This window comes from Actinomadura atramentaria DSM 43919, from assembly GCF_000381885.1.
GTDB classification, from domain to species: Bacteria; Actinomycetota; Actinomycetes; order Streptosporangiales; family Streptosporangiaceae; genus Spirillospora; species Spirillospora atramentaria.
This window is the reverse complement of the sequence record NZ_KB907208.1, coordinates 134,789-157,982: the sequence shown is the minus strand read 5'-3', so window position 1 is coordinate 157,982 and position 23,194 is coordinate 134,789. Positions and strand designations below refer to the sequence as shown.

26 protein-coding genes are annotated in these 23,194 nt (G+C 72.5%); 7 read left to right on the top strand and 19 right to left on the bottom strand.

Annotated features, from left to right (window positions below):
• Positions 1 to 60 precede the first annotated feature (60 nt).
• Together G339_RS0100730 and G339_RS0100725 are read left to right on the top strand one after the other, a co-directional pair.
• On the top strand, positions 61 to 1,086 hold the full coding sequence (locus G339_RS0100730) for an RDD family protein (protein ID WP_019629161.1): 1,026 nt from the start codon (positions 61 to 63) through the stop codon (positions 1,084 to 1,086).
• Between the two features lie 89 nt (positions 1,087 to 1,175).
• Positions 1,176 to 2,594 carry a cellulase family glycosylhydrolase gene (locus tag G339_RS0100725; RefSeq protein WP_019629160.1) on the top strand — a complete coding sequence of 473 codons (1,419 nt, stop codon included), beginning with the start codon at positions 1,176 to 1,178 and terminating at the stop codon, positions 2,592 to 2,594.
• Positions 2,595 to 2,630: 36 nt separating this feature from the next.
• Here the strand turns inward: G339_RS0100725 and G339_RS0100720 are convergent, their stop codons facing one another.
• The 9 genes from G339_RS0100720 to ahcY (G339_RS0100685) form a co-directional block, all read right to left on the bottom strand.
• The gene (locus G339_RS0100720) at positions 2,631 to 3,077 is read right to left on the bottom strand and encodes a hypothetical protein (protein WP_019629159.1); all 447 of its coding nucleotides are present in this window, start codon (positions 3,075 to 3,077) and stop codon (positions 2,631 to 2,633) included.
• Between the two features lie 68 nt (positions 3,078 to 3,145).
• Entirely contained in the window at positions 3,146 to 3,802 is a 657-nt protein-coding gene (locus G339_RS36270) for a hypothetical protein (protein ID WP_019629158.1), read from the bottom strand.
• A 12-nt stretch (positions 3,803 to 3,814) separates the two neighbouring features.
• Entirely contained in the window at positions 3,815 to 4,660 is an 846-nt protein-coding gene (locus tag G339_RS0100710) for an MBL fold metallo-hydrolase (RefSeq protein ID WP_019629157.1), read from the bottom strand.
• Between the two features lie 55 nt (positions 4,661 to 4,715).
• The gene (locus G339_RS0100705) at positions 4,716 to 5,312 is read right to left on the bottom strand and encodes a hypothetical protein (RefSeq protein ID WP_019629156.1); all 597 of its coding nucleotides are present in this window, start codon (positions 5,310 to 5,312) and stop codon (positions 4,716 to 4,718) included.
• A 30-nt stretch (positions 5,313 to 5,342) separates the two neighbouring features.
• The gene (locus tag G339_RS0100700) at positions 5,343 to 5,891 is read right to left on the bottom strand and encodes a hypothetical protein (RefSeq protein ID WP_019629155.1); all 549 of its coding nucleotides are present in this window, start codon (positions 5,889 to 5,891) and stop codon (positions 5,343 to 5,345) included.
• Between the two features lie 111 nt (positions 5,892 to 6,002).
• Positions 6,003 to 6,551 carry a hypothetical protein gene (locus tag G339_RS0100695; protein WP_157407226.1) on the bottom strand — a complete coding sequence of 183 codons (549 nt, stop codon included), beginning with the start codon at positions 6,549 to 6,551 and terminating at the stop codon, positions 6,003 to 6,005.
• A complete protein-coding gene (locus G339_RS38385; protein WP_157407225.1) occupies positions 6,541 to 6,816 on the bottom strand; it encodes a hypothetical protein in 276 nt (91 codons plus the stop codon). The genes G339_RS0100695 and G339_RS38385 overlap by 11 nt, the downstream gene beginning before the upstream one ends.
• A gap of 34 nt (positions 6,817 to 6,850) precedes the next feature.
• Complete coding sequence (gene ahcY / locus G339_RS0100690) at positions 6,851 to 8,122, bottom strand: adenosylhomocysteinase (RefSeq protein ID WP_019629153.1); 1,272 nt, start codon at positions 8,120 to 8,122, stop codon at positions 6,851 to 6,853.
• A gap of 72 nt (positions 8,123 to 8,194) precedes the next feature.
• Positions 8,195 to 9,625: an adenosylhomocysteinase gene (gene ahcY / locus G339_RS0100685; protein ID WP_019629152.1), complete on the bottom strand. Its 1,431-nt coding sequence runs from the start codon at positions 9,623 to 9,625 to the stop codon at positions 8,195 to 8,197.
• A gap of 129 nt (positions 9,626 to 9,754) precedes the next feature.
• On the opposite strand from ahcY (G339_RS0100685), the gene G339_RS0100680 reads away from it, so the two are divergent.
• Positions 9,755 to 10,096, top strand: coding sequence for a MerR family transcriptional regulator (locus tag G339_RS0100680; protein ID WP_026341021.1), 342 nt, complete (start codon positions 9,755 to 9,757; stop codon positions 10,094 to 10,096).
• An 89-nt stretch (positions 10,097 to 10,185) separates the two neighbouring features.
• The gene (locus G339_RS0100675) at positions 10,186 to 10,719 is read left to right on the top strand and encodes a hypothetical protein (protein WP_026341020.1); all 534 of its coding nucleotides are present in this window, start codon (positions 10,186 to 10,188) and stop codon (positions 10,717 to 10,719) included.
• Positions 10,720 to 10,722: 3 nt separating this feature from the next.
• Here the strand turns inward: G339_RS0100675 and G339_RS0100670 are convergent, their stop codons facing one another.
• The 7 genes from G339_RS0100670 to G339_RS0100640 all read right to left on the bottom strand — a co-directional run bounded on the left by G339_RS0100670 (position 10,723) and on the right by G339_RS0100640 (position 17,506).
• Positions 10,723 to 11,406, bottom strand: a complete 684-nt coding sequence (locus G339_RS0100670) for a response regulator (RefSeq protein ID WP_019629150.1) — start codon at positions 11,404 to 11,406, stop codon at positions 10,723 to 10,725.
• Between the two features lie 27 nt (positions 11,407 to 11,433).
• Entirely contained in the window at positions 11,434 to 12,999 is a 1,566-nt protein-coding gene (locus G339_RS0100665) for a sensor histidine kinase (protein ID WP_019629149.1), read from the bottom strand.
• Between the two features lie 435 nt (positions 13,000 to 13,434).
• On the bottom strand, positions 13,435 to 14,391 hold the full coding sequence (locus G339_RS0100660) for a cation diffusion facilitator family transporter (RefSeq protein ID WP_019629148.1): 957 nt from the start codon (positions 14,389 to 14,391) through the stop codon (positions 13,435 to 13,437).
• The gene (locus G339_RS0100655; RefSeq protein WP_019629147.1) at positions 14,392 to 15,531 is read right to left on the bottom strand and encodes an SIS domain-containing protein; all 1,140 of its coding nucleotides are present in this window, start codon (positions 15,529 to 15,531) and stop codon (positions 14,392 to 14,394) included.
• Entirely contained in the window at positions 15,528 to 15,710 is a 183-nt protein-coding gene (locus G339_RS0100650) for a Trm112 family protein (RefSeq protein ID WP_019629146.1), read from the bottom strand. The genes G339_RS0100655 and G339_RS0100650 overlap by 4 nt, the downstream gene beginning before the upstream one ends.
• Positions 15,707 to 17,056 carry a phosphomannomutase/phosphoglucomutase gene (locus G339_RS0100645; protein ID WP_019629145.1) on the bottom strand — a complete coding sequence of 450 codons (1,350 nt, stop codon included), beginning with the start codon at positions 17,054 to 17,056 and terminating at the stop codon, positions 15,707 to 15,709. The genes G339_RS0100650 and G339_RS0100645 overlap by 4 nt, the downstream gene beginning before the upstream one ends.
• A 69-nt stretch (positions 17,057 to 17,125) precedes the next feature.
• Positions 17,126 to 17,506 (bottom strand): DUF3499 domain-containing protein, encoded by a 381-nt coding sequence (locus G339_RS0100640; RefSeq protein ID WP_026341019.1) that lies wholly within the window; start codon positions 17,504 to 17,506, stop codon positions 17,126 to 17,128.
• A 200-nt stretch (positions 17,507 to 17,706) separates the two neighbouring features.
• Between G339_RS0100640 and G339_RS0100635 the strand changes: the two genes are divergently transcribed.
• Positions 17,707 to 18,123, top strand: a complete 417-nt coding sequence (locus tag G339_RS0100635; RefSeq protein ID WP_019629143.1) for a metallopeptidase family protein — start codon at positions 17,707 to 17,709, stop codon at positions 18,121 to 18,123.
• 151 nt (positions 18,124 to 18,274) lie between these two features.
• On the opposite strand, the gene G339_RS0100630 is transcribed toward G339_RS0100635, so the two are convergent.
• Entirely contained in the window at positions 18,275 to 18,541 is a 267-nt protein-coding gene (locus G339_RS0100630; RefSeq protein ID WP_019629142.1) for a WhiB family transcriptional regulator, read from the bottom strand.
• A gap of 201 nt (positions 18,542 to 18,742) precedes the next feature.
• Positions 18,743 to 19,696, bottom strand: coding sequence for a hypothetical protein (locus G339_RS36265; protein ID WP_026341018.1), 954 nt, complete (start codon positions 19,694 to 19,696; stop codon positions 18,743 to 18,745).
• Positions 19,697 to 19,942: 246 nt separating this feature from the next.
• Here G339_RS36265 and cofD point away from each other — a divergent pair, with 246 nt between their 5' ends.
• Positions 19,943 to 20,884, top strand: a complete 942-nt coding sequence (cofD, locus tag G339_RS0100620; protein ID WP_019629141.1) for a 2-phospho-L-lactate transferase — start codon at positions 19,943 to 19,945, stop codon at positions 20,882 to 20,884.
• Positions 20,881 to 22,164: a coenzyme F420-0:L-glutamate ligase gene (locus G339_RS0100615; RefSeq protein ID WP_019629140.1), complete on the top strand. Its 1,284-nt coding sequence runs from the start codon at positions 20,881 to 20,883 to the stop codon at positions 22,162 to 22,164. Before cofD ends, G339_RS0100615 begins: the two co-directional genes overlap by 4 nt.
• A 42-nt stretch (positions 22,165 to 22,206) precedes the next feature.
• On the opposite strand, the gene G339_RS0100610 is transcribed toward G339_RS0100615, so the two are convergent.
• On the bottom strand, positions 22,207 to 23,058 hold the full coding sequence (locus tag G339_RS0100610) for a DUF5753 domain-containing protein (protein WP_084693061.1): 852 nt from the start codon (positions 23,056 to 23,058) through the stop codon (positions 22,207 to 22,209).
• Positions 23,059 to 23,194: the final 136 nt, after the last annotated feature.

The window sequence follows — 23,194 nt, the reverse complement described above, 5'->3', positions numbered from 1 at the left end:
CGGTGTTCCCGTCCGCCGAGGGGGCAAAATGGGACGTCCCAACCTGGAGGAGGGCCGCTCGTGGCCGAACTGGTGACCGGCGAGGCCGTCGCGCTCGAACTTCGGGTCGCGCGGCTTCCGAGCCGGGGCTGCGCCCTCCTGCTCGACGTGATCCTGCAGCTCATGGTGCTCGGCACGTTGACGAACCTGGTCGGGATGATCGCGGCCGTCGCCGACGACGCGTGGGCGGTCGGGCTGTCGCTGGTGACGGTGGTGCTGGTCATCGTCGGCTACCCGTGCGCGATGGAGACGCTGACGCGCGGCCGCACGGTCGGCAAGCTCGCGCTCGGCCTGCGGGTCGTCGCGGACGACGGCGGGCCGGTCCGGTTCCGCCAGGCGCTGCTGCGCTCGCTCGCCGGGTTCCTGGAGTTCTGGACGCTGTACGGCGCGCCCGCGCTGATCGCGTCGCTGTGCAGCAACCGCGGCAAGCGCCTCGGCGACGTGTTCGCCGGGACGATCGTGATCCAGGAGCGGACGTCCGGCCCGGCGCACTTCGGGCCGGTCGCGGTCATGCCGCCGGGGCTCATGCCCTGGGCGCAGGGCCTGGAGCTGTCGCGGGTGTCCGACGAGCTGGCGATGACGGCGCGGCAGTACCTCGTGCGGTTCTGGGAGCTGCTGCCGGAGGTCCGCGACGAGCTGGGCGCGCGCATCGCGGGGCAGGTCGCGGCGGTCGTGAGCCCGCCCCCGCCGCCCGGCTGGCGGCCCGAGCTCGTGCTGTCGGCGGTGCTCGCGGAGCGCCGGGTGCGCGAGGCGCGGCGGCTGGCGGCGCAGCGCGCGCAGTTGCGGCGGCTGCGCGGCGAGCCGCCCGTCCCGGACGAGGCGTTCCCCGGCCCCGCCCCCGCGGTGGCGATGGCGGGCGGTCCGCCGCCGCCCCCGCCCGGCCCGGCGCGTCCGGTCCCGCCGCCGTTCAGCGGCCCGGTTCCGGGCGGCCCGGCGTTCCTCCCGCCGCAGCAGTACGGCGCGGGGCCGTACCAGAACGTGCTCAACCCGCCGCCGCAGCCCACCGGGGGCTGGCCTGCGCAGGGCCCGGCGCCGAGGCGATCGTGACCTCCTTGTGATCCAGCGCACTCTTCCTCGGCCGGAGCACGCGACCTAGAGTCCGAATAACTTTCATATTTCGGCTCTGGAGTCCGGCCATGCGCGCTCGCACCGTTCTGACCCGGATCACCGTCCTCGCCCTCGCGGCGGCGGCCCTGACCGCCGTCCCGCCCGCCGCCGCGGACACCGCTCCCCCGCCGCTCATCACCGACGACCAGGGCCGCGCGCTGATTTTGCACGGCCTCAACACCGCCGGCAGCGCCAAAGGGCCGTCCGGCCTGCCGTGGATCAGCCGCGCCGACGTCGCCGGCGAGGCCCGCGACCTCGGCACCGACTCCGTCCGGTACCTGATCCAGTGGAAGAACGTCGAGCCGAGCCCTGGCCAGTACGACGAGAAGTACCTCGACGACGTCGCCGAACGCGTCTCCTGGTACCGCGAGCAGGGCATGCACGTCATCCTCGACATGCACCAGGACCTGTACGGGCCCGCCGCCTGCACGGGCGCGGGCAACGGCGCTCCCGCGTGGGCGACGTTCACGGACGGGCTGTCCTGCACGCCGCAGGAGCCGTGGGTCCTCACCTACGTCCAGCCCGCGATGCTGCGCGCCTACGACAACTTCTGGAACCACACCGGCAAGCACCCCGAGCTGATGCAGCGCTACACGGCCATGTGGCAGCACGTCGCGGCGCGCTTCGCGGACGACCCGGCCGTGCTCGGCTACGACCTGATGAACGAGCCGTTCGGCGGGACTCGGCAGTTCGGCTTCTTCGAGGGTCCGACGCTCACGCCGTTCTACCAGCGCCTCGTCAACGCGATCCGCGAGGTGGACCGCGACGGCTGGATCTTCGTGGAGCCCCAGTCGCTCGGCGCGAACGAGGGCGCCGACATCGCTCTGGAGAAGGTCACCGACCCGCGTCCGGGCGGCGCGCGGCTCGTCCTCGCCCCGCACTTCTACCCGGGCGGCGTCGACATCGGCGGCACCTACTCGGGGCTGACGAAGCTCCTGGTGGACGCGCAGTTCGTCCTGTGGCGGCGCAACCTCCCGGCCGCCGCGAAGCGGCTCGGGATGCCGCTGTGGATCGGCGAGGTCGGCGGGATGCCCGCGACGACCGAGGGCGCGGCGGAGTTCACCGCGGACTGGCTCGCGATGGCCGACGACCTCACCGCGGGCTGGGCCTACTGGTCGAACGACCCGGGCTCCACGGGCGTGTTCGCCGACGGCGCGCCGACCGCGCTCGGCAGGCAGCTCGCGCGGCCCTATCCGCGCGCGGTCGCGGGGACGCCGACGTCCATCACCGCGTCCGCCGCGTCGTTGAAGGTCTCGTTCGCCGAGCGCGCGGGCGTCACGGGCGCGACGGAGCTGTGGCTGCCCGCGTCCGGCTTCCCCGGCACGCCCAACGTCGCCTCGTCCGACCCGGCGGGCGCGTGGCGCTCGTCGTGGGACGCCCAGCGCCGCGTCCTGTCGGTCTGGTCGGACTCCTCGAAGCCGACGCACACCCTGACCGTGACGCCCTGATGGGCGGGAGGGCGCGCCGCGGCGTGCCCTCCCGCGTCAGCGCAGGTGCTCGCAGGCGAAGTAGGCGGCCGCCCCGTACGCCATGTGCGGCACGGCGTCGGAGATCCAGCTCGTCGCGGACCACTTGCGCGGGTCGGTGACGCCGAGCAGCGTCATCGGCGCGTTCGAGCCGATCATCGCGAGCGCGCCCAGGGCGAGCACCCCGACCGGCCACGGCGCCCGCCGCCGCGCGAGCATCGCGTAGCAGACGGCCGAGCCGAGACCGGTGGCGTAGCCGAGCAGCGTCCCGATGCCCTCCTTGCGGCCCGCGGCGGACGACCCCTTGCCGAGGTCGACGCCGACGTCGCCGGCGAGTTTGTCGACGGTCTCCTCCGGCGTGCTGCTGGCGGGCCGCCCGCGCACCGCCATGTCGAGGTAGGTCGTGAAGTTGAGGGCGCTGGTGCCTGCGGCACCGGCGATCAGCCCCCGGGTGACGGCGTCCATCGGTTCTCGGCTCCTTCGTGTCGGTGCCGCGCGGGGCGGGTCCGGACGGACCCGCCCACGAGCGCGGCTCAGGATTCGTCGGTCTCGCTCCCCCGGCCGCTCAGCGCGACCAGCGAGCCCGCCGGATGCGCCTCCGGCCGGGCGTTGAGCACCGGGTCGAAGCTCCGGTCGCCCGGCAGCGGCGTGTCCAGCCGGAGCCGCGCGAACGGTCGCCACGGCCCGGTGAGCGTCGCGACGGCCAGGCCGAAGACCAGCGGCGCGGCGGTGACCGCGTCGCCGAGCAGGTCCACGCGGCCGGGCAGCATCCGGCGGCGCAGCGGGAACAGCCCGAGCAGCCGCACCCGGCCGCCGAGCCGGTACGGCAGCAGCGTCGTGTAGACGCCGGACAGGAACGAGCGGCGCGGCAGCGGCAGGTGCCGCAGCACCGGCGGCATCGCGGACGTGGTGAACAGGACGTCGATGGGCGTGCTGTGCGTCGGCACGCGCAGCGCGACCCCGAGGACGCCCGGCAGCACGCCGGGCAGGCCGCGGGGCAGCCCGCCGCCCTCCGACAGCCGTGCCGTGACGCCGTGCGCGCCGACGGCCGCGAGCGGCCCCGCCCGGTCGGGCAAGAGCCGGGGCGCGTCGGGCGCGACGTCGAGCGTGCCGCCGAAGACCCGGCCCACCGGGTGCGGGACGCGGCGGACGCCGCGCAGCCGCGTCGCGGCCTGCGTCGTCGTGGTCATCGCACCGCTCCCTCACCGCGCCGCGCCCGCGAGGGGCGCGAGCTGCAGGCTCTCGCCGCGCCGGACGCGGCGGACGCGGTCGGCCAGACCCCGGCGCGCCATCTGCGCGTCGAAGTCGGACAGCGGGGACTTCATCACCGTGTAGTCGTCGTAGTGGACCGGGACCACCGTCGCGCACTGGACGGTCTCGACCCAGTCCGCCCCCTGGCGGCCGTCCATCGTGACCGTCACCAGGCCGAGCAGCCGGGTTCCGCCGAGATGCACGATGCCGGTGTCGATGCCGGGATGGCGGCGGGCGATCTCGCTGATCTCGCCGTACATGAGCGTGTCGCCGCTGATGCACAGCCGCAGATCCGGTTCGCCGCCGCCGCTGCCGAACTCCAGCAGCGTCCCCATGACGGGCGGAAGCGCCTTGCGGAGGAGCCCGGGGCCGTGACGTCCGGGAAGCGCCGTGATCCGCAGGTAGCGGTCTCCGGCGGTCAGGGTCCGATGTCCCCACGTGTCGAGCCCGTCCGCCTCGGCGAAGCCCCGCCCGCGGAGGGCGCGGGCGGCGGCGTCCGTGGTGTAGACGGGCAGGGAACGGTCCAGTTTCGCCTCGGCGATCCTGTCCCAGTGGTCGTCGTGCAGGTGCGACAGCACGATCGCGTCCAACTCGGGGAGCTGGTCGGGGCCCAGCGCGGGCTCCTTGAGGCGGCGGCTGACGATGCCGTAGCCGAGATGCGCGCGCTGCCCGCGGTGCAGGAAGTTCGGGTCCGTGAGCAGGGTGAAGCCGCCGTAGCGGATGATCGTGGTCGCGTTGCCCACGAACGTGAGCGTGCCGTCGTCCGGCTCGACGGCGCCGGTCCTGGCCGAGCCCATCGGGACCCCCTTCTCCCTCGGTCGAGGGGCGGCCCCTACCCCGGCGCGCGGCCGGTCATGCGCCCGGCAGCGCCAGGTTCGGCGGCGACTCCAGCTCCGCCAGCTCGATGCCGGGGGCGTCCAGCACGACATCGCCCGCCAGGTGGACGATCCGCGTCTCGGCGGTGTCGGGATCGGTGATCTCGTAGCGCTCGACCGGGAGCGGCGCGAAGTCGGTCTCGTGCAGGTGCGTCCCGGCGCGGCGCACGCGGCGCGTCACCGTGAGGACGGCGAGCGACGGCCCGGCGATCTCGACGACCCGCAGCCCGCTCTCCCGCCCGTCCTCAAGGCCGAGGGACCGCGCGGCGGCGACCAGGAACCCCGGCGACTCACCGAGGAAGCCCGCCGCCCGCGCCGTGCCCTCCGCCGCCGCGCCCGCGTCGTCGTCGGCGCCGCGCACCCATGCCATCGCTTGCCCGGTGAAGCCGCCGCGCAGCCAGACGCCGGGAGCGCGCACCTCCACCCGGATCTGCCGCCACCGCGCGTCCACGGTGAGGTCCGTGCGCACCCCGTCGGACCGATCCCCGACGTAGCGCCAGCCGCCCGGCCCGGGCGCGCACTGGAAGCGCTCGTGAAGGTTCTCCGACAGGTGCAGGTACGTTCCGCGCGGCATTCCCGGACGTTACCGCGCCACGCTCCCGGCTCAGTCCACGTGGCCGGGCACCGGGTCGGTCGCGTGCGCTCCCTGCACGACGGTCCCGCATCCGGCGCAGCTCGCCTGCACGTCCTTGAGGACGTTCATCTTGTTCAGCGTGAGGTACCCGATGTTCAGCGTGACGGCCGTCTTCCCGTCGAGCAGGATCGCGACGAGCGAGACGTCGTCCTTCTCCTTCGCGACGTACGCCTTGGCCTGCTCTTCCGTCCCGAACACCGCGAACGTCATCTGAGCGCCCGCGTTCGGGAACACCTCGCCCTGCTTTTCGTAGCAGGAGTACTCGCGGTAGAACGTCGTCTGCTTGGAGAACGGCTCCTCAATGCCGAACGTCCCGTTGTTCCATTCCCCGTATCCGCACTTGGGGTCCTTGCCCATCGAGTTCACGGCGATCGGCTGCACTTTCTCGAACTCCAGGTGCCCCGGAGTCGGCGCGGTCTTCTTCGTCGGACCCGATGATCCCGATCCACCCGATCCGCAGCCCGTCGCGAGCACGGCGGCCATCGCCGCCGTCCCGGCCACCGAGATCCAGCGCTTCATGATCGTCTCCGTTCGACGTCCGTACGGCCCGGCATGGGACCGTTTACCGAGACGTCGTGCGGACGGGATCGGCTCCCCCTCGGGATGTCCGACTCCGGCCACGCCGTCGGTTCAACCGTCGAACGAGACTTCGGTGAGACCGCCGAGTTCAGCGACGGCGACACGGTCCTCGCGCGCGAGGACCTCGACCATCCGCTCGGCCTCCTCGACCTCGACATACCGGCCCACCGCCCGCCTGGCCCCGGGTTCGGGCGTCTCCAGCCAGAGCCGACCATCGTCCTCCCGCATCATCTGGACGATCCCGCCGGTCCGGCCCTCGAAGGTGAGGAAATTGCCGTCCTCGGGCGTCAATGCGCGGACCCACCGCAGGCAGGTCTCCAGATTCTCGGGATGCATTTCGCTGTCGGACCGACGCCGCGTCGCGTCGTTCACGGTGATCTCCAGCAACGGTTCAGGCTCACCCGGCACGTCCGTGGGCACGTTCGCCGGGTCGGCTCCGAGGAACAGCGGGCCGAGCGCGTCCCACGCCCCCAGGCGCGGCACGTCGACGGCGGCGTCGGGGCCGTCCACCTGCGTGAAGGTGCCGCGCAGCCGGTCCCAGACACGGCGCAGCGCCAGCTCGTGGCCGCGCACATCGCGGACCCGCAGTTCATCCCCCACCCGCAGCGTCGGCGCGTAGTCCGCGAGGAGGAAACGCGCCTGGATCGTCGGGCGCCTCGGCCACGTCCTCCCGGTAACCGTGCCGCGCCCACGACACGAGCACCCGACCGCCGCGCACGAGGTACACGCCCGTGCCGAACGGAGACCGCTCGACCAGGACGTCATGCCGCCCGATCCGCTCGGGTTCGGCGACCGAAGGCCGGTCCTCGCTCAGCAGCGCGCGGAGTCGATCGTCGTCCGGCCGCGGGTCGGCTCGTGGGTCCACGCCCGCACGCTAGCGTGCGAGACGGACATCCCGGTCAGGAACCGAGACGCCAGGACCGCAGGTACTCCTCCTGCTCGGGGGTGAGCGCGTCGATCCCGACCTCCATCGAGGCGAGCTTGAGCCGGGCGACCTCGGTGTCGATCTCCTTCGGGACGTCGTGGACCGCCGCGTCGAGGTCGCCGTGAACCGCCGCCAGCCACGCGCACGTCAGCGCCTGGTCCGCGAAGGACATGTCCATCACCGCGGCGGGATGCCCCTCGGCGGCGGCCAGGTTCACCAGACGGCCCTCGGCGAGCAGCACGAGCCGACGCCCGTCCGCCAGCACGTACTCGTCGGCCTGCGGGCGCACGGCGGGATTCACCGCGACCGCGAGGTCCTGCAGCGCTCGCACGTCGATCTCGACGTCGAAGTGCCCGGAGTTCGCGAGAATCGCGCCGTCCTTCATGGCGGCGAGGTGTTCGCCCCGGATCACGTCCCGGTTGCCCGTGACGGTGATGAAGACGTCCCCGTGCCGGCACGCGTCGTCCATCGGCTCGACCCGGAAGCCCTGCAGCACCGCGTCGAGCGCCTTCACCGGGTCGATCTCGGTGACGACGACCCGCGCGCCGAGCCCCCGCGCGCGCTCGGCCAGACCGCGGCCGCAGTAACCGAACCCGGCGATGACGATCGTCTTGCCCGCGAGCAGGGTGTTGGTGGCGCGGACGATGCCGTCCAGCGTCGACTGGCCTGTCCCGTACCGGTTGTCGAACATGTGCTTGGTGTCGGTGTCGTTCACCGCCACCATCGGGAAGCGCAGCACGCCCTCCCGCGCCATCTGGTGGAGCCGGATGACGCCGGTCGTCGTCTCCTCGCAGCCGCCCTTCACCGTCCCGAGCAGGTCGGTGCGCTCCAGGTGGAGCGTGTTGACGAGATCGCAGCCGTCGTCCAGCACCAGATCCGGGCCGATCTCAAGCGCCTGGTGGATGTGGCGGTAGTAGCCGTCGCGGTCCACGCCCGACCGCGCGAACACCGCCGCGCCGTACTCGGCCGCGAGCGCCGCGGCCGTGTCGTCCTGGGTCGACAGCGGGTTGGACGCGGCCAGCGCCACCTGCGCGCCGCCCGCCTGCAGCGTCCGGATCAGGTTCGCGGTCTCCGTCGTGACGTGCATGCACGCCGCGACGCGCCAACCCTCCAGCGGCCGTTCCAGCGCGAACCGCTCCCGGATGCGCCGCAGCACCGGCATCGACCGGTCCGCCCAGTCGATCCGGGCCACGCCCGCGGCGGCGAGCCCGGCGTCGGCGACGTCGCTCGGCGGCAGGTCGGTCACAGCGTCCCCTCGTGATGAGGACGCCGCCGCGCCGGAAGGGCGCGGCGGCGTCGCTCGGACTTCCCCGACGGATCAGTAGCGGTAGTGGTCCGGCTTGTACGGGCCCTCGACGTGGACGCCGATGTAGTCCGCCTGCTCCTTGGTGAGGGTGGTCAGCTTGACGCCGAGCGCGTCCAGGTGGAGCCGCGCGACCTTCTCGTCCAGGTGCTTCGGCAGCACGTACACGCCGACCGGGTACTCCTCGGTCTTGGTGAACAGCTCGATCTGCGCGATGACCTGGTTGGTGAACGAGTTCGACATCACGAACGACGGGTGGCCCGTCGCGCAGCCGAGGTTCATCAGCCGCCCCTCGGCCAGGACGAGGATCGTGTGCCCGTCCGGGAAGCGCCACTCGTGGACCTGCGGCTTGATCTCGACCTTTTCGACGCCCGGGATCTTCGCCAGCCCGGCCATGTCGATCTCGTTGTCGAAGTGCCCGATGTTGGACACGATCGCCTGGTGCTTCATCCGCTCCATGTGGTCGGCGCGGATGATGTTGAAGTTGCCGGTCGTCGTGACGAAGATGTCGGCGATCCCGACGACGTCCTCCAGCACCGAGACCTGGAAGCCGTCCATCGCGGCCTGCAGCGCGCAGATCGGGTCGATCTCGGTGACGATGACGCGCGCGCCCTGGCCCTTCAGCGCGTCCGCGCAGCCCTTGCCGACGTCGCCGTAGCCGCAGACGACCGCGACCTTGCCGCCGATCAGCACGTCCGTGGCGCGGTTCAGGCCGTCGATCACCGAGTGGCGGCAGCCGTACTTGTTGTCGAACTTCGACTTGGTGACCGAGTCGTTGACGTTGATCGCCGGGAAGGCCAGCGTCCCCGCCTTGTGCATCTCGTAGAGGCGGTGGACGCCGGTCGTGGTCTCCTCGGTGACGCCCTTGACGTTCGTCGCCGTCTCGGTCCAGCGGCCCGGCTTCTCCTCGATCGTCCGCCGCAGCGTGTCGAGGATGACGCCCCATTCCTCGGGGTCGTCGGCGGTGGCGGTCGGGACGGCCCCCGCCTTCTCGTACTCGGCGCCCTTGTGGACGAGCAGCGTGGCGTCGCCGCCGTCGTCGAGGATCATGTTCGGCGTCCCGCCGTCCGGCCAGCGCAGCGCCTGGTCGGTACACCACCAGTACTCCTCCAGCGTCTCGCCCTTCCAGGCGAACACCGGTACGCCCTGCGGCTGCTCGACGGTGCCCTTGGGCCCGACGACGACCGCGGCGGCGGCGTGGTCCTGCGTGGAGAAGATGTTGCAGCTCACCCAGCGGACGTCGGCGCCGAGCTCCACCAGCGTCTCGATGAGCACGGCCGTCTGGATCGTCATGTGCAGCGAGCCCATGATCCGCGCGCCGCGCAGCGGCTGCGACGCGGCGAACTCGCGGCGGACCGCCATCAGGCCGGGCATCTCGTGCTCGGCGAGCCGGATCTCCCGGCGCCCGAAGTCGGCGAGCGAGAGGTCGGCGACCTTGAAGTCCATGCTGTCTGTGCTCCTTGAGGTTCCGCGTCGATGGTCTTGGGCCGGGTTCCGGAGGGAGTCTAGGCCGGTCCTTCCCCGGAGAGCACGGCCGGGGGCGACTTCCTCACACAGATTTGTCAGAATCGGCCCATGCGTATCACAGAGGCGGCGCGACGGCTCGGCACGTCCCCCCGGATGCTCCGGTACCGCGAAGCGCTCGGCCTGCTTCCCGCCACCCGCGACGCCGGTCCAGGCCACCGCCGCTTCGGCGACGCCGAACTGCGCGCCGTCGCGCTCGCGCTCACGCTGGAGCGCCGCTACGACGTCGGCCCAGCCGAACTGGCGTTCGGGCTCCGCGTGCTCGCCGAACCGGAGGTGCAGGCGCGGCTGCGCGAGCTCGGCGAGCGCATCGGCCGGATTCCCGCCCCGCCCGCCCGCTACCTGGACTTCGAGAAGGAGAAGGCGCTCCGCCTGCTCGACCGCCGCCGATGAGGCGAGCCCCGAACTTCGACCGCGCCGCCGACGTCCGAAGAGATCGTTAGCATCCCTGCGATTCCCCCCACCATCAGAAGGCAGACCGCATGAAACGCTGGCTCTACGGAGTCCTCGGCGTCGTGCTCGGCATCGGGCTGTTCGTCGGCGGCATCGCGACGCGCGGCAGCAGCGAGGTGAAGTGCGGCGACCAGGTCATGTCGCCGGGCGACACCTGCAGGACGTTCAGCCACGGCTCCTCCACGACCCGCGGCTACGAGGACCAGAAGTCGCAGAACGGCCACGAGGCCGTCATGATGATGATCTTCGGGCCGCTGGTGTTCCTCGGCGGGCTGGTGTTCCTCGGCGAGGCGGCGGGCGTCCGCCGCCGCCTCAAGTCCCCCGCCCCCGCCGGGTACGCGCCGCACGCGACGCCACAGCCGTACCCGCAGCCCGGCCCGGTTCCGAATCCCGCGCCCCAGAACTACGGCCCGCCCAACTACGGGCCGCCGAACCCGGCCGCACCGCACTACCCGCCACCGAACCACGCCCCGCCGCAGTACGGCGGCCCGCCCGCCGGGCAGCCGCGCGGCTACCCGACGCCCCCGCCGAACTACCCGCCGCCGAGCCAGCCGTACCGCTGACGGTCAGGCCGGGTCGCCCCCCGGACCGCCACCGGGCACGACGACGCCCGACTCGTACGCCAGCATCACCGCCTGCGCCCGGTCCCGCAGGCCGAGCTTGGTGAAGACGCGCGCGACGTGCGTCTTCACCGTGTGCTCGCTCACGACGAGACGCTGCGCGATCTCCGCGTTGGACAGCCCGCCCGCGATCAGCACGAGCACCTCGGTCTCGCGGGCGGTCAGCGTCTCCAGCGCGGGCGGGGCCTGCGGACGGGTCCGGCGCTGCCGTGTGAACTCCCGGATCAGCCGCCCCGTCACCTGCGGCGCGAGCAGCGCGTCGCCGCGCGCCACCACCCGCACCGCCGTCACCAGTTCCTCGGCGGTGGCGTCCTTCAGCAAGAAGCCGCTGGCGCCGACGGCGAGCGCCTCGTAGACGTACTCGTCCACGTCGAAGGTCGTGAGGACGAGAATCCGCACGCCCTCGGCCCACGGCTGCGCGAGGATGCGCCGCGTCGCCTCGATGCCGTCCATGACGGGCATCCTGATGTCCATCACGATGACGTCGGGCCGGTGGATTTCCGCGAGCCGCACGGCCTCGCGGCCGTCGCCGCCCTCGCCCGCGACGGTGATGTCCTCCTGCGCGTTGAGCAGCGCCGCGAATCCGGCGCGGACGATGGTCTGGTCGTCGACGATCAGGACCTTGATCACCGGATCGGCTCCGTCCTCGGGGGGCGGTCAGCGCCGCCCCGGCGGCGCCTCGGAACGCGGATCACGGGCGGCGTTCTCCTTACTGGTCAGCGGGAGTTCGGCGTCCACCTGGAAGCCGCCCTCGACGGCCGGCCCGGCGGAGAACCGTCCGCCCAGCATGGTCGCACGTTCCCGCATCCCCACCAGACCGTGTCCGCCGGACGCGGGCGCCTGCGGCGGCGGTTCCGGCGGCATGACGCGGGTCCGGCCCGCCGGGTCCGGCAGCGTCACCGTCGGGTCGCCGCGACCGGGCAGGACGGCCGTCGCCCCCTCGACCGGAGCCCGCCCGGCCGGTCCGTCGTCGCGGACGCGGACGGCGAGCCGGTCCGGCAGGTAGACCAGGTCCACCCGCACCTGCGCGCCGGGCGCGTGCCGCCGCGCGTTCGTCAGCGCCTCCTGCACGATCCGGTACGCCGACAGCTCCACGGTCGTGGACAGTGTGCGCGGATCTCCCTCGACGCGCAGGTCGACGCGGCCGCCCGCGCCCCGGTGCTGGTCGATCAGCTCCGGCAGCCGGTCCAGCCGGGGCTGCGGCGCCGAGTCCGGCTGCTCCGGGCGCGCGTCGGCGCGCAGCACGCTGAGCAGCCGCCGCATCTCCACCAGCGCCTCGCGCGCGGTCTTGGCGATCTCGGTGTAACCGGCGCGGGCCTCCGGGGACAGGTTCTCCATCGTGTAGGGCGCGGTCTCGGCCTGCACCGCGATCATCGAGACCGAGTGCGCGACGACGTCGTGCAGTTCCCGCGCGATCCGCGCCCGCTCCCGCATGACGGCCTGCTCGTGCTGCGCGACGCTCAGCCGCGTCAGCGTCTCGTGGGTCCGCTCGGCCGCCGCCGCCTCGGTGCGCCCCGCGCTCTCCACGGCCGTGCGGGCGTCGCCGAGACCGATGGCGGCGAGCACCGCGATGATCGTCGCCGGCCACGGGACGTCGTCGAGCGTCGCCGTCGCGAGGTAGACCACCCCGACGGTCACGACCGACCCGACCGCGAGGACGCCCGTCGACTGGCGCGGCAGCTCCCGGCCGAGCGCGTAGAGCGTGTAGAGCGCCGCGAACGCGGTCGTCACGAGCACGGGCTGCCCGGTCAGCAGGCTCGCGGCGGACGCGCCCAGGACGACCGCCGCGACCGGGCGCAGGTACTCGCGCCGCCAGACCAGCGGCAGCGTCGCCGCGACGGCGAACGCGCCCGCCACGCTGATCGGGGACTGCGTCCGGGGCACGAGTTCGGCCAGCGCCGCGACGGTCAGCGCGAGGCCGGTGAGCGGTGCGAAGTACCAGGACTCCGCGACCTCCGACCAGAAGTGGATCCAGCGGGGGAACAGCGCCCGCTGCGTCCCCGTGTCCGCCGGCGAGCCCGGCCGCGCCCCGGTCAGCCGCGTCGCGAGCCGCCGCCGCACGGGCCGCAGCAGCGTCCCCACGCCGGTGAGGACCCACAGCAGGAGCTGGCCGACGCCCGCGACGATCCGCCCGGAGAACCTCCACGCGTGATGGGCGAGTGCCGGGCCGAACGCGGTCGGCGGATCGGCGGGCGGGGCGGCGGGTCGGTCGTCACTGGTCACCCCTTCATGGTGACCGGTTTCGCGCCATGTTCACCTCACCGCGCAGGCTTACGCTCGGCGACGGCATCCCTCTGCAGGACGACCCCGGTTCCCTCCTCAGGGCTGACGCCCCGAGCCGCACCCCGACCGTAATGTCTTTCTTGTGACACGGCGGCGGTGCTCCGGCGGGGGTTTCCGGAGCGCCGCCACGGGTCACGCCGAGGACCGAACCGGGTGCGCCCGCTCCGGTCCCCGGGGCCCCGGCGGCCGCGCGGACCTGACCCTCGCGCAGCGGCCGGGAAGACCGCCCGGTTCAGGGGTTCGGACGGTCACCGCACGAGACGCCCTCGCCGGCCGCCCACACGCCGACGCCTGGGCTGGGGCCGACCGAGGAACGGTCGGCGAGGGGTCTCGCAGCGCGTACGGAAACCGAGTCACGCCCGGATCGGCGCCTTCTCAGGAGGCCGTGTCCTCGGTCGTCTCCGCGACGGGAGCGCCCTTCGTGCGATCCAGCAGCGCGGGCTCCAGGTAGATCAGCCGGGCCTCGGGCAACTCCGCGCGGATGCGCGCCTCCGCCGCGTCGATGCCCCGCGCCACGTCGGCCGCCGTGTCGTCGTGGTTGACCGCGATCTTGGCGGCGATCAGCAGCTCCTCCGGGCCGATGTACTCGGTCCGGATGTGGATCACGTGCTCGACCTCGTCGGCCGACTCCATCGCCGCGATGATCCGCTTCTCCTGCTCGGGGTCGGCGCCCTCGCCGATCAGCAGGCTCTTGGTCTCGATCGCGAGGACCGTGGCGACGCAGCCGAGCAGCAGGCCGATGGCGATGGTGCCGACGCCGTCCCAGACGCCGTCGCCGGTCGCGACGGCCATCGCGACGCCGAACAGCGCGAAGATCAGACCCAGCAGCGCGGCCGCGTCCTCCAGCAGGACGACCGGCAGCTCCGGCGCCTTGGCGCGGCGGATGAACGCCACCCAGGACTTCCCGGCGCGCAGCGAGTTCGACTCCTTGATCGCCGTCCGGAGCGAGAAGCCCTCCAGCCCGATCGCGACGATCAGCACGGCGAACGCCCACACGGGCGACTCGACGTCGTGCGGGTGCATCACCTTCTCGACGCCCTCGTACAGCGAGAACGCCGCACCGACCGTGAACAGGACGACGGCGACGACGAACGCGTAGAAGAAGCGCTCCCGGCCGAACCCGAACGGGTGCTCGGGCGTCCGGTCCCGCTCCGACCTCTTCCGGCCGAGGATGAGCAGTCCCTGGTTGCCCGAGTCCGCGATCGAGTGGATCGACTCGGCCAACATGGAGGACGAACCCGTGAACCCGAACGCCACGAGTTTCGATACGGCGATGCCCAGATTCGCGGCGAGTGCCGCGATAATCGCCTTCGTCCCGCCCTCAGCACTCATCTATGCGATCCTCGTCTTCAGTTCCTGGATGGTCGCGACGGGCGTCGGGTCGACACCCAGTGCGATAGCCAAGTAAACCGTGACGTAGTCGGCGAGCGCGATGAGTGTCGCGATTCTTTCGAGCGGATGCTCGCCCTCGGCCCGCAGTTCCGTGACCGCGACGCCACGCGCCCGCGCCAGTTCCACCGACACCTCGCGGCGCTTACGGATCTGCGGGTGCTCCTCGCTGTCGCGCAGGACGACCAGGTGCAGCCCGTGCTCGGCGTCGTCGGCGCGGTCGCGGAAGAAGTCGTCCGGGTCGGCCGCGCCGCCCTGCGCGAAGTACCCGTCGAACGCGACGACCTGGTTGTGGTCGGACTCCGGCAGGCAGCCGAAGACTCCCGGGTACTTGGCGTTCTCGTTGAGCTGGCAGCAGAAGCGGTACGCGGCCGTCGCCGTCGTCTCCGAGCCGCCCCAGATCATCGGAATGTCGCCGAGGAGTTCCGCCGCGACCTGCTTGGCGGGGTTCACGAACGTCTCGCTGCTCGGGCGGCAGCGGTGCGCGATGTCCTCCAGCCGCCCGGCGGCCACCTCCAGCAGGCCGTCGGGGGCGTCGACGAGCCCCAGCCCGCGCGCCGCGACGAGCAGCGGGACCGTCAGCCCCCACAGCGTCGAGCGCGGCTGCCCGGCCGAGCGGACCGGAACGAACGGCGACCGGCTCTGCTCGGCCAGCGCCGACAGCGGCGAGTCCGCACCGCCGACGAACAGCATCCGGCAGCCCCGCCGCGCGGCCTCGGCCGCCACGGCGACCGTCTCCTCGGTGCCGCCCGAGCAGGACACGGCCATGACCAGGTCGGCCGCGCCGACCCAGCCGGGCAGCCGGTAGCCGCGCACGGTGATGATCGGAACGGCGCAGCCGAGGCCGCAGACGGCCGCGAGGACGTCGCCGGAGATGCCCGAGCCACCCATGCCGGTCACGACGATCGCGCGCGGCCGCCCGTCGCGGGCGAGGACGTCCACGGCGCCGGACTCCAGCGTCGCGGCGCGGGCCTCCCGGATCTGCGCCGCCGACGACGCGACCTGGCGCAGCATGTCCGACGGGTCGGCGGCCTCGATCCGGGCCACGTCGTCGAGCCGCCCGGCGTCAACCGCGACGCTCACGGGGCCGGGGTCCGGGCCTCGTCCACGAGCAGGACCGGGATGTCGTCCAGGACCGGGTACGCGTAGTGGCACGGGCCGGCGCACACCAGCTCCGCCGCGGCGTCGTCGGCCTCCAGCCGCCCTCCGCAGTTGGGGCAGGCGAGGACCTCCAGCAGCCACGAGTCGAGCTTCACGGTCACTTCTCCCTCACGATGGCCAGTACCTCGTCGCGGATCGCCGTCATGGTCCGCTCGTCGGCGGCCTCCGCGTTGAGGCGAAGCAGCGGTTCGGTGTTGGACGGCCGGAGGTTGAACCACCACTCGTCCGCGCCGACCGTCAGTCCGTCCAGTTCGTCGATCGTAACGCCGGGCCGCGGGGCGAACGCCGCCCGGACCCGCTCGGCGGCGACGGCCTGGTCGGCGACCTCGCTGTTGATCTCACCGGACGCCGTGTAGCGGGTGAACTCGGCCAGCAGCTCCGACAGCGGCCCGTCCTGCTCGCCGAGGGCGGCCAGGACGTGGAGCGCGGCGAGCATCCCGGAGTCGGCGAACCAGAAGTCGCGGAAGTAGAAGTGCGCCGAGTGCTCGCCGCCGAAGACGGCTCCGGTCTCGGCCATCGTCTGTTTGATGAACGAGTGCCCGACCCGCGTGCGGACCGGCGTGCCGCCGTGCTCGGCGATGATCTCCGGGACGGCCCGCGAGGTGATCAGGTTGTGGACGATGGACGCGCCCGGGTGCTTGGCCAGCTCCCGCGTCGCGACGAGCGCCGTGATGGCCGAGGGCGAGACGATCTCGCCGCGCTCGTCCACGACGAAGCAGCGGTCGGCGTCGCCGTCGAACGCCAGGCCGATGTCCGCGCCGCTCGCGCGGACGGCGGCCTGGAGGTCCCGCATGTTCTCCGGCTCGATCGGGTTGGCCTCGTGGTTGGGGAACGTTCCGTCCAGCTCGAAGTAGAGCGGGACCAGCTCGACGGGCAGCCCGGCGAAGACGGTCGGAACGGTGTGCCCGGCCATCCCGTTGCCCGCGTCCACGGCGACCTTGAGCGGCCGGATCGACGACAGGTCCACCAGCGACTTCAGGTGGTCGGCGTACCCGGCGAGCAGGTCGCGGGACGTCACCGTCCCGGCGGGGCCGGAGAAGGCGGGCACGCCGCGCTCGACGAGGTCGCGGATCTCGGTCAGCCCGGTGTCCCGGCCGACCGGCCGCGCCCCGGCCCGGCACAGCTTCATGCCGTTGTAGCGCGCCGGGTTGTGGCTCGCGGTGAACATCACGCCGGGCAGGTCGAGCGCGCCGCTGGCGTAGTAGAGCAGGTCGGTGGAGCCCAGCCCGGCGGCGACGACGTCCGCGCCCTGCCCGGTCGCGCCCCGCGCGAACGCCTCGGCGAGCGGGACGGAGGACGGCCGCATGTCGTGCGCGGTGACGACCGCCGACGCGCCGGTCACCCGCACGAAGGCCGCGCCGACGGCCTCGGCGGTCCCGGCGTCGAGTTCCGCGGGCACGACGCCGCGGATGTCGTACGCCTTGAAGATCTTGGCGAGGTCGCCCACTCCTGCTCCCGTCCTGTCACCGTCTGAACCCCTGAGCCTACCGGGGGAAGATCACGGGACGGGCGGGGGCTACTCCTGGCCGGGCTGGGTGCGCGCGGGCTCGGAGCGCAGCACGCGCAGGTGCCCGCGCCGACCCACCTCGGTGCCCTGCCCGACGGGTTCCTGGCCGGTCCCCGGCAGCGGCCGGGCCGCCTCGCGGACCGCGTCGGCGAGGGCCTCCAGGTCGTCCGCGCTCGGCTCGGCCTCCTCCTCGACGGGCAGCCGGACGAGTTCCCATCCCATCGGCGCGGTGAGCCGCTCGGAGTGCTCCGCGCAGAGGTCGTAGCAGTGCGGCTCGGCGTACGCGGCAAGCGGCCCGAGGACGGCCGTCGAGTCGCGGTAGACGTACGTGAGCGTGAACACTGCGGGCGCCTTGCAGGCGGTGCGGGAGCAGATGCGGACGGGGCTCACGATGGCCGACCGTACCCCGCCGCCGCCGACTGCGCCACCACCCCGGGGAACGTGTCGCCGTTACCGGACATTTTCCCGTGTAACGATCACAATCCCGTCGCCGATCGGCACGATCCGTCACCGCGGGGAGACGGTCCCCTCACCTCCGGCACAGGGATGGATCACGGGACGGGCGGTAAGCTGGGAACGTGCGATCCCGTGTGGCTGGCGTACGGCGCCGCGACCGGCGAGGACGGGGCCTGCGCGGCCCCCTCACACCGCCGCGGGCGCCGATCTCGCGCAGCCGTGCCGAACGGTTCGAGGACCTCGTCGCGGACGAGGTCCGCCGACTCGGCCGCCGCTGGGGCCGCGAGCTGGCCCAGGTCGAGTTCGTGGTCGAGGACGTCCCCGACGTCGACCCCCGGTCCGACGGCCCGGTGCCCCTCGGCATGACCGAGCCCGGTCCGGGCCGCGGCGGCGTCCGGATCGTGATCTACCGGCGGCCCGTCGAGGCCCGCGCGGACGGCGAGCGGGAGACCGCCCGGCTCGTCCGGGACCTGCTGGTCGAGGAGGTCGCGGACCTGCTCGGCCTCTCCCCCGAGTCGGTCGATCCGAGCTACGACACCCCCGACGACTGACCCTCTCGCTGCCCGCGCCTGAGAAGCGTCGGGCCCCCGCACCGGGGGATCGTCAAGACCCGGCCCGGTGCGGGGGCCCGCCGTACGCACGGTTCGTCGCGCCCGGTGTCCCGTCCCCGGCTCGGCCGGGGACGGGACACCGGGGACGCGCTCAGACGGCCTGGCGCTTCAACTTGCGCCGCTCCCGCTCGGAGAGCCCGCCCCAAATACCGAAACGCTCGTCATGCTGCAACGCGTACTCCAGGCACTCGGCCCGGACCTCGCATGCGCGGCACACCTTCTTGGCTTCGCGCGTCGAGCCGCCCTTCTCCGGAAAAAACGCCTCCGGATCGGTCTGCGCGCACAGTGCGCGCTCCTGCCAGCCCAGCTCTTCGCCGTCGTCTGTGCCGTGCGCCAGCGGGATGACAACCTCGCTCACAGCGCACCTCCTAGCCCGTGGAGCCCCCTGGTCGATGCCTTCCCTGCGCTCCGTTCCCCCGAGAAGGCATAGAACTACACCTCCGAAATTACACGTGTGTAACACCTGATCCGTCAAGCGGAACGGGTTTCTGAAGGGACGAACGGGGTCTTTTGGGCTAAGGGTCCACCCGCTTTGACAGAAGATCAGTTAAACGAGAGATCACTGCGGGGGACGGTTGTCGCGGTACCAATCGGCGCCGCCCTGTTCACCGCCCTGCTGGCCGTACTGCTGACCATATCCCTGCTGGCCGGGCTGCTGCTGGCCCTGCTGCCCCTGCTGGCCCTGGTCGCCGCCGTAGGCGCGCGTCCACTCGCCGGCGCTCTCGTCCTCGGCCTGCTGGGCGGCCTGCTGCGGGTCCTGCTGGCCCTGCTGCTGCCCCTGCTGGCCGTACTGCTGGTACTGCTGCTGAGCGTACTGGTCGTAGCCCTGCTGCTGTTGCTGGTCGTAACCCTGCTGGCCCTGCTGCTGGCCGTACTGCTGCTGGTCGTAGCCCTGCTGCTGGCCCTGCTGGCCGTACGCCTGCTGCTGGCCGTACTGCTGGCCGTACTGGTCGTAGCCCTGCTGCTGGCCGTACTGCTGCTGCCCGTACTGCTGGCCGTAGCCCTGCTGGCCGTAGTCGGGGTAGCCCGGGGGCACCTGCCCGGCGGCGGCCTTCGGGGCGGACGGGAGCGCCTGGAAGACGGTGAAGATGAACCAGCCGGAGATGCCGATCACCGCGAGCTTGGACGCGCCGTAGAGGAACGCCACGAGCTTGATGGACGAGCTGGAGCCCTCACCGAGGTCGGTGAACATCCCCGCGAGCCAGGCGACGACGCCGAACAGCGCGAGCCCGCCGACCACGACGAGGGAGGCGAGGGTGATCGTCCGCGCCTGCGACGTCGGCTCGGCGGCGGTGTGCGTGACGAGCAGGACCGCGACGACGAGCAGCGCGACGGTCGCCACGCCGGTGAACATTCCGCCGGTGGTCTCGCTGAGGGCCCGCCCGGAGAACGTGCTGTACTCCGACGAGCTGATCAAGAGGTCGAGGAGCCCCGCCAGGAGCTGCACTCCTGCGGCGGCGAGCAGTACCCAGGCCGCCGGCTCGCGCAGGCGCTGGACGGCTTCCTTGTTCACGACGATTTCTCCAGACGTTGCGGTCCTCGCCCGACCCCGGGGGACGGACGCCTCATCTCCAGACGTTGCGACCCTCACCCGACGCGGGGACGGGAGCCTGCATCGCCCAACGAAGGCAATCGGATGACAGACGCAAAGCTTTGCACATCGCGGGCCCTCACGTCTCATTCCCCTGCGTTCCGCCGGGACCGTCCAAACCGGGCGGCGACGTCTAAACCCCAGCCTGCGGCCGCTTAGGCTGAGCCCATGAAGATCGTTGCGCCGGCCGGCGGAATCGGTGGGGCCCGCTTCCTGCGCGGCCTCCGAAAGGCCGCTCCCGAGGCCGAGATCACCGTGATCGGCAATACGGGAGACGACATCTCGCTGTTCGGGCTCCGCGTCTGTCCCGACCTGGACACCGTGATGTACACCCTCGGCGGCGGCATCAACGAGGAGCAGGGCTGGGGCCGCGCGGACGAGACGTTCACCGTCAAGGCGGAACTCGCCGAGTACGGCGTGGGGCCCGGCTGGTTCGGGCTCGGCGACCGGGATTTCGCGACCCACATCGTCCGCACGCAGATGCTGGCGGCCGGGTATCGGCTGTCCGCGGTCACCGAGGCGCTGTGCGACCGGTGGCGGCCGGGCGTCCGCCTCATTCCGATGACCGACGACCAGGTCGAGACGCACGTCGTCGTCGACGATCCCGAGCAGGGCCGCCGCGCGATCCATTTCCAGGAATGGTGGGTGCGCTTGCGCGCGTCGCTCCCGGCCGTGTCGATCGCCCCCATCGGCGCGCAGGACGCCAAGCCCGCGCCGGGCGTTCTTGAGGCCATCGAGGCGGCGGACGTCGTGCTGTTCCCCCCGTCCAATCCCGTCGTGAGCATCGGCACGGTTCTGTCCGTTCCCGGCATCCGGGAAGCGTTCGCGGAGAAGACCGTCGTCGGAATCTCCCCGATCATCGGCGACGCGCCGGTGCGGGGGATGGCGGACGCGTGCCTCACCGCGATCGGCGTCGAGACGTCGGCCCGCGCGGTCGCCGAACTGTACGGCCCGGAGCTCATCGACGGCTGGCTCGTGGACGAGGCCGACGCGGGCGTCGAGGTCGAAGGGATCGCCGTGCGGTCGCGGCCACTGCTGATGTCCGACGACGCCGCGACCGAGGCCATCGCCGCCGCCGCGCTGGAGCTGGCGCGGGAGCTGGCGCCGTGAGCCTGGAGGTCTTCGGGATTCCGGGCCTGCCCGAAGTCGCCGAGGGCACCGACCTGGCATCACTCGTCCCGCTCGACCTGGTGCGCGACGGGGACGTGCTCGTCGTCACCTCCAAGGTCGTCAGCAAGGCGGAGGGGCGGGTCCTGCGCGCCGACGACCGCGAGAAGGCGATCGACGCGGAGACGGTCCGGCTCGTCGCGCGCCGGGAGCACGCGCGCGGCGTCACGCGGATCGTCGAGACCCGGCAGGGGCTCGTGCTCGCCGCGGCGGGCGTGGACGCGTCGAACACCGCGCCGGGCACCGTCCTGCTCCTGCCCGAAGATCCGGACGCGTCCGCCCGGCGGCTCCGCGCGGCGCTGCGCGAACGCGGCCGGGACGTCGCCGTCGTCATCTCCGACACGCTCGGTCGGCCGTGGCGCAACGGGCTGACCGACGCGGCGATCGGCGTCGCCGGCCTCGATCCCGTGAACGACCTGCGCGGCGGGGCGGACGAGTACGGCAACCGCCTGGAGGCGACCGTCGTCGCGGTCGCCGACGAGCTCGCGGCCGCCGGCGACCTGGTGAAGGGCAAGCTCGACGGCGTGCCGATCGCGGTGGTGCGCGGCCTCGCCGGGCTGGTCACCGACGCGGACGGCCCGGGAGCGCGCGTGCTCCAGCGCAGCCCCGACGAGGACATGTTCCGGTACGGGTCGGCGGACGTCGTGTTCGCACGCCGCACGATCCGCGAGTTCACGGCCGATCCGGTGGACGGCGCCGCCGTCCGCCGCGCCGTCGCGGCGGCCATTGCCGCCCCTGCTCCACATCACACGACGCCGTGGCGTTTCGTGCTGCTGGAGTCGGCGGACGCGCGCACGCGGCTGCTCGACGCCATGCGCGACGCTTGGGAGGCGGACCTGCGGCGCGACGGCTTCTCCGCCGAGTCGATCGCCAAGCGCCTCCGGCGCGGCGACGTCCTCCGACGCGCGCCTTACCTGGTCGTCCCCTGCCTGGTGATGGACGGTTCGCACACGTATCCCGACGACCGCCGCAACACCGCCGAACGCGAGATGTTCACCGTCGCGGTCGGCGCGGGCGTGCAGAACCTGCTGGTTCAGCTCGCGGTGCAGGGCCTTGGGTCGTGCTGGGTTTCGAGCACGATGTTCTGCCGCGACGTCGTCCGGGAGGTGCTCGACCTGCCCGCCGACTGGGACCCGATGGGCGCGGTGGGCGTCGGCCGTCCGGCGGCCCCGCCCCGCGAACGGCCGAGCCGCGACCCGTCGGCGTTCATCGAGGTCCGCTGAGCCGGCGGGCGCGGTCGGCGACCGCGCCCGCCGGCCGGAGCGTCAGCGCAGTCCGGCCCGGAGGTCGGTGAGGATGCTCCGGATCAGCGCGCGCGAGTCCTCCGGGTTCATCGCGGACGTCTTCTCGATGTGCTGCCAGATGTCGAGGAGGTCGAACGGGCTGATGCTCGCCCCGAGGACCGTGTGGTCGACGCTCACTCGCTCGGCGGAGTTGGAAAGTTCAAGCACGTCGAAATGGTGGCCGCGCTCCTCGTAGATCGGGGCGGTCTCAGGGATGGTCCTGATCGTGACTTCGGGCCGCTCGGACAGCTCCAGGAGGTGGCGGAGCTGCTCGACCATCACCTCGGGGTCGGGCACCGGGAGCGTCAGCGCCTGCTGGTCGATGATCATGTCGAGTCGGCGCGTGCGGCCGCCGGGGCGGAAACGCTGCCGGGAGTCCATGAGGTCCCAGGCGGCGTCCGGTTCCAGGTCGAAGCCTCGGCCGCTCGCGAGCATGCGTTCGTACGCTTCGGTGCGCGCGAGATCAGGGATCAGCCGGATGCGGTAGGACCGCACCAGGGACGCCTCCGCCTCGCAGATCAGCGCGTCCCGCTCCTCGGGGCGCAGTTGTTCCCCGTGCCGCTCTATCCACGGCGGCCCCGCCGACCGGTAGGACAGGTCGATCATCATTTCGGCGGCCTTGGCGCCGATCACCTGGTAGCTCTCCAGCATGTGGCGGACCTTCTCGGGCGAGGGCGACTCGAACCCGGTCTCGACCCTGATCAGCCAATCCACCTCGCAGCCGATCCGCTCGGCCGCCTGCTCGTAGGAAAGCTCGACGATCTCCCTGGTCTTCATGAGGTACACGCCCAGACGCCGGGCGTTGATGTTGGGAAGGCGACGTTTACGTGTCATCGGGACCTCCGGCTCCCCATCTCAGCACCATCGGGGCGATGACGTTGAGTAGTTCCGAAAACTCTCGCGGTAGCTGACGGGTTACCGCCGCGCACGACGCTCGATCCGGTTTCTTCGTCCCGCCTCATCTGATCGA